Consider the following 517-nt stretch of genomic DNA (forward strand, 5'->3'; position numbering starts at 1 on the left):
ATCGCGGAGGTCGCGGCGTATCTGGATATGCCGCCGTCGGTGGTGAAGATCGTGGTGTCGGATCTGCTCGACAGTGAGCATCTTTCCAGTCCGCGGCCGCTGGAGGCGGTGCCGGATATCGCTCTGCTCGAGGAGGTTCTCAATGGGCTCCGTGCTCTCCCGGCCTGACCGGTCGGTCGATTATGTGCCGGAGACGGTGACGCGGTCGGTGAAGTTGCTGGTGGCGGGGAATTTCGGGGTGGGGAAGACGACGTTCGTCTCCAGTATTTCCGAGATTCGGCCGTTGCGGACCGAGGAGACGATCACCGAGGCCAGTGTCGGGGTCGATGATATGGCGGGGTTGCCGGGGAAGTCCTCGACGACGGTGGCGATGGATTTCGGGCGGATCACGTTGAATCCGCAGTTGGCGTTGTATTTGTTCGGGACTCCGGGGCAGCAGCGGTTCGTGCCGTTGTGGGAGGAGTTGGCGCGGGGTGCGCTTGGTGCGTTGGTGTTGATCGATACGCGCCGGATCGAC

The 517-nt window shown here is 63.1% G+C and carries 2 protein-coding genes; both read left to right on the top strand.

Features of this window, described 5'->3' with window-relative positions; all coding sequences use genetic code 11:
• The first annotated feature begins 27 nt into the window (after positions 1-27).
• Positions 28-168 carry a DUF742 domain-containing protein gene (locus NH2_RS28495; RefSeq protein ID WP_084505960.1) on the top strand — a complete coding sequence of 47 codons (141 nt, stop codon included), beginning with the start codon at positions 28-30 and terminating at the stop codon, positions 166-168.
• The coding region (locus NH2_RS27860) for a GTP-binding protein (protein ID WP_174552889.1) at positions 143-517 on the top strand (375 nt) is incomplete at its 3' end. The genes NH2_RS28495 and NH2_RS27860, both read left to right, overlap by 26 nt.

It is taken from the genome of Nocardia harenae NBRC 108248, assembly GCF_001612885.1.
GTDB lineage: Bacteria > Actinomycetota > Actinomycetes > Mycobacteriales > Mycobacteriaceae > Nocardia > Nocardia harenae.